This is a genomic window from Streptomyces sp. CNH189 (assembly GCF_000527195.1).
In genome coordinates, this window is sequence record NZ_AZUS01000011.1 from 236,200 (window position 1) to 246,407 (window position 10,208).

At 69.5% G+C, this 10,208-nt stretch carries 3 protein-coding genes, 1 tRNA gene and 2 rRNA genes; 1 reads left to right on the forward strand and 5 read right to left on the reverse strand.

The window, feature by feature from the left end:
* Positions 1 to 139 precede the first annotated feature (139 nt).
* Positions 140 to 5,617, reverse strand: a complete 5,478-nt coding sequence (locus B100_RS0117325; protein ID WP_024885696.1) for a HAMP domain-containing protein — start codon at positions 5,615 to 5,617, stop codon at positions 140 to 142.
* A gap of 415 nt (positions 5,618 to 6,032) precedes the next feature.
* Here B100_RS0117325 and B100_RS0117330 point away from each other — a divergent pair, with 415 nt between their 5' ends.
* Positions 6,033 to 8,783, forward strand: a complete 2,751-nt coding sequence (locus tag B100_RS0117330; RefSeq protein WP_024885697.1) for a SpoIIE family protein phosphatase — start codon at positions 6,033 to 6,035, stop codon at positions 8,781 to 8,783.
* Between the two features lie 61 nt (positions 8,784 to 8,844).
* On the opposite strand, the gene B100_RS0117335 is transcribed toward B100_RS0117330, so the two are convergent.
* The 4 genes from B100_RS0117335 to B100_RS0117350 all read right to left on the reverse strand — a co-directional run.
* Positions 8,845 to 8,917: transfer RNA gene (locus B100_RS0117335), tRNA-Thr, on the reverse strand.
* Between the two features lie 74 nt (positions 8,918 to 8,991).
* Positions 8,992 to 9,654 carry a DegT/DnrJ/EryC1/StrS family aminotransferase gene (locus B100_RS0117340; RefSeq protein WP_024885698.1) on the reverse strand — a complete coding sequence of 221 codons (663 nt, stop codon included), beginning with the start codon at positions 9,652 to 9,654 and terminating at the stop codon, positions 8,992 to 8,994.
* Positions 9,655 to 9,768: 114 nt separating this feature from the next.
* A 5S ribosomal RNA gene (rrf, locus tag B100_RS0117345) occupies positions 9,769 to 9,885 on the reverse strand.
* An 89-nt stretch (positions 9,886 to 9,974) separates the two neighbouring features.
* Positions 9,975 to 10,208: ribosomal RNA gene (locus B100_RS0117350) — 23S ribosomal RNA — on the reverse strand; the annotation flags it as partial.

Sequence of the window (10,208 nt, forward strand, 5' to 3'; positions counted from 1 at the left end):
CACGTAACAGAAACGCGGCGGGAGACCAGAAGGTTCCCCGGATCGCACCCTTCTACACGACTTCGCACACACCGCGTGGACAACTCCGCACGCACGAGGAAGCTTCCCCCCACCTTCGCACGCCCACCGGCCGCCGGTCTCACTCCCCCCTCATCCACTGCTCCATCACGGACAGCAGGTGATCGGGATCGACCGGCTTGGTCACGTAGTCGGAGGCGCCCGACTCGATGGCCTTCTCCCGGTCGCCCTTCATCGCCTTCGCGGTGAGCGCGATGATCGGGAGCCCCGCGAACTGCGGCATCCTCCGGATCGCCGTGGTCGTCGCGTACCCGTCCATCTCGGGCATCATGATGTCCATCAGCACGACCGCCACGTCGTCGTGCTGCTCCAGCACCTCGATACCCTCGCGGCCGTTCTCGGCGTACAGCACGGACAGGCCGTGCTGCTCCAGGACGCTGGTCAGCGCGAAGACGTTACNGATGTCGTCGTCGACGATCAGCACCTTCTGCCCGCCGAAGCGGATGCCCCGGCGCGGCGTCCGGGCCGCCGGCTCCTGCTCCAGGGCCGGCCACCCCTCCTCCAGCTCCGCGGACGGCCGCTGGTCCTGCGGCAGCGTGACCCGGCGCCGGCGCCGGAACAGCGCCGCCGGACCGTTCTGCGCCTCCCGGTACGACGCCACCTCCGCCGGCGTCTCGGACTCCGGCGCGGTCAGCTCGGCCGACGCGACCAGATCACCGGCCTCCAGCGCCGGCATGGGAGGCTGCTGGTAGCCGTTGGGCGGCAGCTCGCTGGGGTGCAGCGGCAGGTACAGGGTGAACGTCGAGCCGCGGCCCGGCTCGCTCTGCGCGTGGATCTCACCGCCGAGCAGCTGCGCGATCTCCCGCGAGATGGACAGCCCGAGCCCCGTGCCGCCGTACTTGCGGCTGGTGGTGCCGTCGGCCTGCTTGAACGCCTNGAAGATCACCCGCATCTTGCTGGCCGCGATGCCGATGCCCGTGTCGCTCACCGAGAACGCGATCAGGTCCGCGTCCGGGTCGGTCAGCGAACCGGCCTCCAGCAGCTGCTCCCGGATGGCCTGCGGCACCTCGTCCCGGGCGGGCCGGATGACCAGCTCCACCGAACCGGAGTCGGTGAACTTCACCGCGTTGGACAGCAGGTTCCGCAGCACCTGCAGCAACCGCTGCTCGTCGGTGTGCAGGGTGGCCGGCAGCTCCGGCGACACCCGCACCGACAGGTCCAGGCCCTTCTCCGCGGTCAGCGGACGGAACGTGGCCTCCACGTAGTCCACGAGCTGCACCAGCGCGATGCGCGTCGGGGAGACGTCCATCTTGCCCGCCTCGACCTTCGACAGGTCGAGGATGTCGTTGATGAGCTGCAGCAGGTCCGAGCCCGCGCCGTGGATCGTCTCGGCGAACTCGACCTGCTTCGGTGAGAGGTTGCCCTCCGCGTTGTCGGCGAGCAACTTGGCCAGAATCAGCAGCGAGTTGAGCGGCGTACGCAGTTCGTGCGACATGTTCGCCAGGAACTCGCTCTTGTAGCGCATGGACACCGCGAGCTGCTCGGCACGCTCCTCCAGGACCTGCCGCGCCTCCTCGATCTCGGTGTTCTTCACCTCGATGTCGCGGTTCTGCCGCGCCAGCAGCTCGGCCTTCTCCTCCAGTTCGGCGTTGGACGCCTGGAGCGCCTTCTGCCGCTGCTCCAACTCGGCCGACCGCTCCCGCAGTTGCTCGGTCAGCTCCTGCGACTGCGCCAGCAGCCGCTCGGTCTTGGTGTTGACGGAGATGGTGTTGACGCTGGTCGCGATCATCTCGGCGATCTGGTTGAGGAAGTCCTTCTGGATCGCCGTGAACGGCGTGAACGACGCCAGCTCGATGACGCCGAGCACCTTCCCCTCGAACAGCACCGGCAGCACGATCACCTGGGCCGGCGGCGCCTCCCCGAGCCCGGAGGAGATCTTCAGGTAGCCGCTGGGCGCGTTCTCCACCAGGATCGTGCGCTTCTCCATCGCGGCCGTGCCGATCAGCCCCTCACCGGGCTGGAACGACGTCGGCATGGACCCCATGGAGTAGCCGTACGAACCGAGCATCCGCAGCTCGAACTGCTCCTCGTCGGCCGCGTTCAGGTCCTCGCCGTCCACCAGGGGCATGGCGAGGAAGAACGCGCCGTGCTGCGCGGACACCACCGGCGTCAGCTCGCTCATGATCAGCGAGGCCACGTCCTCCAGGTCGCGCCGGCCCTGCATCAGCGCGGAGATGCGGGCCAGGTTGCCCTTCAGCCAGTCCTGCTCCTTGTTGGCGATCGTGGTGTCGCGCAGGTTCGCGATCATCTTGTTGATGTAGTCCTGGAGCTCCTGGATCTCCCCGGACGCGTCCACGTCGATCTTCAGGTTCAGGTCGCCTCGGGTCACCGCGGTCGCCACGCGCGCGATGGCACGCACCTGCCGGGTGAGGTTCCCGGCCATCTCGTTCACCGACTCCGTCAGGTCCCGCCAGGTGCCGTCCACGTCCCGCACCCGCGCCTGACCGCCCAGCTGGCCCTCCGTGCCCACCTCGCGGGCCACACGCGTGACCTCCTCGGCGAACGACGACAGCTGGTCGACCATCGTGTTGATGGTCGTCTTCAGCTCGAGGATCTCCCCGCGCGCGTCGATGTCGATCTTCTTCGTCAGGTCACCCTTGGCGATCGCCGTGGTCACCATGGCGATGTTGCGCACCTGACCGGTCAGGTTCGACGCCATGCCGTTCACCGACTCGGTGAGGTCCTTCCACGTGCCCGCCACGCCCGGCACCTGCGCCTGACCGCCCAGGATGCCGTCCGTGCCCACCTCACGGGCCACCTTGGTGACCTGCTCGGCGAACGCGCTCAGCGTCTTCACCATCGTGTTGATGGTGTCCGCGAGCTGCGCCACCTCACCGCGCGCCTCGATGCTGACCTGCCGCGTCAGGTCACCGTTGGCGACCGCGGCGGAGACCTGCGAGATGTTGCGCACCTGAGTGGTCAGGTTCTTGGCCATCAGGTTGACGTTGTCGCTCAGGTCCTTCCAGATGCCCGTGACGCCCGGCACGTTCGCCTGGCCGCCCAGGATGCCCTCGGTGCCCACCTCACGCGCCACCCGGGTCACCTGCTCCGCGAACGACGACAGCTGGTCCACCATCGTGTTGACGGTGGTGACCAGCTCGAGGATCTCGCCCTTGGCGTCGACGGTGATCTTCTTCGACAGGTCGCCCTTGGCGACCGCCGTGGTGACCTCGGCGATGTTGCGCACCTGGAGGGTCAGGTTGTTCGCCATGCCGTTCACCGACTGCGTGAGGTCCTTCCAGGTGCCGGAGACACCCTGCACCTCCGCCTGGCCTCCCAGGATGCCCTCGGTGCCCACCTCGCGGGCCACCCGGGTGACCTCCTCCGCGAACGACGACAGCTGGTCCACCATCGTGTTCAGCGTGTTCTTGAGCTCCAGGATCTCCCCGCGCGCGTCCACGGTGATCTTCTGCGACAGGTCACCGCGCGCCACGGCCGTCGCCACCTGCGCGATGTTGCGCACCTGGCCGGTCAGGTTGGACGCCATGCCGTTCACCGAGTCCGTCAGGTCCCGCCACACGCCGGCCACGCCCGGCACCTGCGCCTGACCGCCCAGCCGGCCCTCGGTGCCCACCTCACGGGCCACCCGGGTCACCTGGTCCGCGAACGACGACAGCTGGTCCACCATCGTGTTGATGGTGTTCTTCAGCTCGAGGATCTCCCCGCGCGCGTCCACGTCGATCTTCTGCGACAGGTCACCGCGCGCCACCGCCGTGGTGACCTGGGCGATGTTGCGCACCTGACCGGTGAGGTTCGACGCCATCGAGTTGACGGAGTCGGTCAGCTCCTTCCAGGTGCCCGACACGCCGTCCACGCGCGCCTGACCGCCCAGCCGCCCCTCGGTGCCCACGTCCCGCGCCATCCGCGTGACCTGGTCGGCGAAGCTCGACAGCTGGTCCACCATCGTGTTCACGGTGTTCTTCAGCTGGAGCATCTCGCCGGAGACGTCCACGGTGACCTTCTGCGACAGGTCACCGTTGGCCACCGCCGTCGTCACCTGGGCGATGTTCCTCACCTGACCGGTGAGGTTGCGGAAGGCCGTGTTGACCGAGTCGGTCAGGTCCTTCCACGTGCCCGCCGCGCCCGGCACCTGCGCCTGACCGCCCAGCTCACCCTCGACGCCGATCTCCCGCGCCACCCGCGTGACCTCGGCACCGAACGCGGACAGCTGGTCCACCATCGTGTTGACGGTGTTCTTCAGCTCCAGCATCTCGCCGGCCACGTCGACGGTGACCTTCTGCGACAGGTCACCGTTGGCGACCGCCGTCGTCACCGCCGCGATGTCCCTCACCTGGGTGGTCAGGTTCCGGAACACCGTGTTGACCGAGTCCGTCAGGTCCTTCCACGTCCCCGCCGCGCCCGGCACGTTCGCCTGGCCGCCCAGCCGCCCCTCGGCGCCGACCTCGTTGGCGACCCGGGTGACCTCGTCCGCGAAGATCCGCAGCGTCTCGGTCATCTGGTTGATCGTCTCGGCGAGCTGCGCCACCTCGCCCCGCGCCGGCACCGTCACCTTCCGCGACAGGTCACCGTTGGCCACCGCCGTCGTCACCTCGGCGATCCCGCGCACCTGCGCGGTGAGATTCCCGGCCATGGTGTTGACGGAGTCGGTGAGCTCCTTCCACACGCCGTCCACCCCGGGCACCTGCGCCTGGCCGCCGAGAGCGCCCTCGGTGCCCACCTCCCGGGCGACGCGGGTCACCTCGGAGGAGAACGCGGAGAGCTGGTCCACCATCGTGTTGACGGTGTTCTTCAGCTCCAGCATCTCGCCTTCGACGTGCACGGTGACCTTGCGCGACAGGTCACCGCGCGCCACGGCCGTCGTCACCAGGGCGATGTCGCGCACCTGTGCCGTCAGCCGCTCCGCCATCGTGTTGACGGAGTCCGTCAGGTCCTTCCAGGACCCGGACATGCCCCGCACCTGGGCCTGACCGCCCAGCTTGCCCTCGGTCCCCACCTCGCTGGCCACGCGCGTGACCTCGTCGGTGAACGTCGACAGCTGGTCGACCAGGTTGTTGACGGTCCGCGCGACCTTCAGGAACTCGCCCCGCAGCGGATGCCCGGTCCCGTCCGGCGCCTGCGTCCGCAGCTCCATACGCGGCGACAGATCACCCTCCGCGACCGCCGACAGCACCCGGCTCACCTCGGAGACCGGCCGTACCAGGTCGTCCACCAGGGCGTTGGAGTGGTCGATCGCGGCCGCCCAGGAGCCCTCGCAGGCCCCCGTCTCCAGGCGCTCCGTGAGCTTGCCCTCACGTCCCACCATGCGGCGCACCCGCGCCAGCTCACCCGTCAGGTGCAGATTGCGGTCGGCGACCTCGTTGAAGACCGCGGCGATCTCCGACATCACGCCGTCGCCGGTCACCGTGAGCCGCTTGCGGAAGTTGCCGTCCCGCATCGACACCAGGGCGCCCAGCAGACGGTTCATCGCCGCTGCCTCCACCGTGACGGTGCCGCCGCGCGGCTTCCCCTGCTTACTCAGGGACTGTCCGCCTTTCGCGCGCGTCGTCTTCGTGCTCCGCGTCGCTGCGCCAGACTCCACTGTGTCCCTCCCGCAGGGGTCGACCGTTACCGCTGTGCCCGGTGGCACCCTCCAGGGTGCTCCCGTCGCTGCCGTGCTTTACCTGTTTGACTGAGATGCCCTGCCCGACGTTCCGAGGCGCCGCCAGGGGGCTGCTGCCCACCCGGCGCCGACACCACACTGCCTGCCCGGACCTTCCCTACAAGCCTGCCCAGTGTTTCACCCCCGCGGAACCAGGCCATAACAGTTCGGCAGCTTCGCACATCGTCCGCACACCCGCCGGACGGCGAACACCTCGGACGGAAACACTGCAGACCGGCATCCGCTCGGACCGCGAAGGTAAGTAACCTTGCATGCGGCTGTCCAGCCACGCCGGCGCGTCCGGCCTGGGCGGTGGCACGAAGACGAGCGGGCATCGGAGGGGCGGCCGCACAACATGACCACCGGACTGATCCCGGGGGAACAGCCCCCGGACCCACGGCCGACGGACGGCCTGCCGCACCAGCGGCACGAGCCGGCCGGCCAGGGAGCCATGCCCGTCGAGAACCGGTCGAGGAGTTCTGTGATCACCGCGCGCGCGGCCGCCAGCTTCGATCCCGTCGGACGATCCGTCGCGAGTGCCCGAAGCTTCGTCCGTGACACCCTCCAGGGCTGGGGCTTCGCCGACATCGTCGACGACGCCGTGGTGCTCACCAGCGAACTGGTCACCAACGCCGTGGTCCACGCCGGCACCTCCGCCGACCTCCTCTGCCTGCGCAGCGACGACGGCGTACGGATCGAGGTGGCCGACCGGTATCCCGAGCGGGAGATCCCGCTCCAGGGCTCGCCCATCGACATGGGCAGCCCCGACCGTGAGGGCGGGCGCGGGCTCCAGCTGTGCGCGGCCCTCGCCGGCCACTGGGGCGTGGACTACACCCCGACCCACAAGACCGTCTGGTTCCAGCTCGACCTTCCCGAGCGCCCGGTCGGCACCCGCGCCGCCGGCCCCGCCCTGCCGGCCCACCTGCTGCCGCTCGCCGACACCCGCGTCCGCGTCGCCGTGGTCCAGATCGACCGCACCGGCTCCATCACCGCGTGGAACGAGGACGCGGAGGAACTGTTCGGGTACACCGCCGAGCAGGTCACCGGCAAGCCCCTCACCGACCTCGCGGCCTGGCCGCACACCCCCGGCACCGGCACCGGCATCGCCGACGCCCTCCAGCTCTCCCGCTGGGAGGGCAGCTACGGCATCCGGGGGGCCCATGGCCGGGTGATCCCGGTGTACGCCTCCCACCTGCGCGTCCGGGACACCGACGGTGATCCGTCAACCGTCTGTCTCCTGGTGCGTGACCACGAACGGGCGGTTCTGCAGACCCCGCTGCGCGGCCCCGCACCGGACTCAGCGGGCGGCGAGGGCCAGAGCGCCGACCCGTTCGAGGTCTTCATCGGCTCCCCCGCCCCCGACGATCTCGACGGCCTGCTGCAGCGGACCGTGGAGCGTGCCCGCGACATGCTCGACGGCGATTCCGCCTTCCTGCTGCTGGCCACCGACGACGAGACGGAGCTGGAGGTCCGCGCCTCCACGGGCCTGCCCTCCGCCCGCCAGCGTTTCGCCCGCGTCCCCGTCGAGGGCGGCCCCGGCCGCTACGGCTCCGCCCGCATGCCCGCCGTCCACGAGGACCTCTCCGCCGTCCCGGGCGCCGTCCCGCTCCTCAACGGCACCGGCATGCGCTCGGTCGTCACCGTCCCGCTGAAGGTGGAGGGGCGCCTCACCGGCTCCCTCGGCGTCGCCGCGGAGGGAGCCGGCAGATACTCCAACGAGGAGGCGCTGCGCCTGCAGTTCGCCGCGGACCGCATCGCGCTGGCCGTCGAGTCGGCGCGCCTGGGCGAACTGGAACGGCTGCGCCGCGGCTCCCTCAGCTTCCTCGTCGAGGCCTCCGACCTGCTGGCCGGCACCCTCGACCGGGACCAGACCCTGGCTCTCATGGCCCAGATGACGGTGCCGACCCTCGCCACCTGGTGCGCGGTCTACACGATCGCCGACCAGGCCTCCGAGCCGTACCTGTCCTACGTGCTGCACGAGGACGAGGAGCTCATCGACGGCATCAAGTCGCTGCTGTCGAAGATGCCCCCGCCGGACCCGGTACCGACCCCGGGCGCCCGCGTCTGGTCGGCGCCCGCGGAGGTCGCCCACCAGGCGGCCCTGCGCACCTCCATGCGCAGCCTCGGCCTGAGCGGCGGCCCGACCCGCCATGTCACGACCGGCATCGGCCCGACCCTCGCCACGGCCTCCGCGGTCGGCGGCGAGACCGTGGTCCTGCCCCTGGTCGCCCGCAACCGCGTCATCGGCATGCTGACGCTCGGCAAGCCGACCGACGAGCACTTCCGCCAGGAGATCCTGGAGCTCGCCGAGGACCTGTCCCGCCGTGCCGCCCTGGCCCTGGACAACGCCCGCCTCTACTCGGAGCGCACGGCCATCAGCCAGTCGCTCCAGCGCAGCCTCCTGCCGCCGGAGCTGCCCCAGATCGACGGTGTCGAGGTCGAGGTCATCTACCGCGCGGCCGGCGAGGGCAACGAGGTCGGCGGCGACTTCTACGACCTCTTCCCGATCAGCGACGGCGCCTACGGTTTCGCGATCGGCGACGTCTGCGGCACGGGCCCGAACGCGGCGGCCGTCACCGGCCTCGCCCGGCACGCCCTGCGCCTGCTGGCCCGGGAGGGCCTGAGCGGCCCGGCGGTCCTGGAGCGTCTCAACTCCGCGATCCTCGACGAGGGGGAGCGCAGCCGCTTCCTCACCCTCCTGTACGGCGAGATGCGCCCGCGGGAGGACGGCAGCGCCGAGCTGAAGGTGGTCTGCGCGGGCCACCCGCTCCCACTCCGTCTCCGTCAGGACGGCACGGTCGAGCCTGCCGCCGAGCCGCAGCCGCTGCTGGGCGTCCTGGAGGACCTGGAGCTCTACGAGGAGACCGTCACCCTGGATCCCGGGGACGTCCTGCTGTGCGTCACCGACGGCGTCACCGAGCGCCGTGAGGGGGCCCGCATGCTGGGCGACGACGGCCTCGCCGAGGTCCTGACGACGTGTACGGGTCTGACGGCCGGCGCGGTCGCGGCGCGCATCATGCGCGCGGTGGAACGCTTCGCCACGGACGCCCCGTCCGACGACATGGCGATCCTCGCCATGCGCGTGCCTGGCCTCCAGCAGGACTGAACCTCACCGCGAAGAGGGCATGAGAAAGGCCCCGCCCAATTGGGCGGGGCCTTTCTGTCGGAGCCCCCAAACGGAATCGAACCGTTGACCTTCTCCTTACCATGGAGACGCTCTACCGACTGAGCTATAGGGGCCTGTTGTCGCTTCGGTTTCCCTCGCGGCAACGGAATAGATCATACCCTGAACGGAGCCGTGCTCCCAACCACGCTCAGAGGGCCGGTGCGAGCAGTCCGCCCAGCGCATTGCAGGCGGACGCGATGCGGTGCATGTCCCGCTTGGTGAGCGACGCGTCGACGGGGAGGGCGAGCGTCTCGTCCGCGGCCCGTTCCGTCTCGGGCAGGGACACGTACCGCCGGAACTCGGGCAGTCGGTGCAAGGGGGTCCGCACCGGTATCCGGCACTCAACTCCCTTGTCCCGTACGGCACGTGCGAAGGCGTCCCGGTCCGGCCGGCCGTTCCCCGGGACCCGGACGACGTACTGCTGGTAGCTGTGTCCGGACCCTCCCTCGGGTGTCCGCACCCCGCGCAGCCGCGCGTCGAGGAACGCGGCTCGCTCCCGCCGCCGGGCCGTCTCGTCCCGCGACGTCTCCAACTCGGTGTGCTCCAGCACCAGCAGTCCGTGCCGTTGGCCGAGGGCACGCATCCGCCCTACGTCGGCAAGGCGTCCGAAGCGGTGGACGACAACGACCGCTGCGGTGTGCGCAGTCAGAACCGTCTCGACCGCGGAGGGCGCCAGGCAGTAGGTGTCCGGATCTATGTCGGCGAACACCGGCTGCGCTCCCGCCAGTGTCACGGCCTCGGCGATGTCCACGTTGCCGAAGGCCGGTACGACCACTTCGTCACCGGCTCCGACGCCGGCCGCCCTGAGCAGTGCAGCAGTACTCATGACTGGGATGCTGGGCCGACAACGTGAACGTCAAGTGACGGGCAACAAAAAAGGGTTGGGCCCCGAACCGAAGTTCAGGGCCCAACCCTTATAAGAGTTGTTCGGCGGCGTCCTACTCTCCCACAGGGTCCCCCCTGCAGTACCATCGGCGCTGTAAGGCTTAGCTTCCGGGTTCGGAATGTAACCGGGCGTTTCCCCTACGCTATGACCACCGAAACACTATGAAACTGTCAACCGCACCACACCGTGACCATGGCATGGGGTTGTTCGTGGTTTCAGAACCAACACAGTGGACGCGAGCAACTGAGGACAAGCCCTCGGCCTATTAGTACCGGTCAACTCCACACGTTACCGTGCTTCCATATCCGGCCTATCAACCCAGTCGTCTACTGGGAGCCTTACCCTCTCTAGGAGGTGGGAGTCCTCATCTCGAAGCAGGCTTCCCGCTTAGATGCTTTCAGCGGTTATCCCTCCCGAACGTAGCCAACCAGCCATGCCCTTGGCAGGACAACTGGCACACCAGAGGTTCGTCCGTCCCG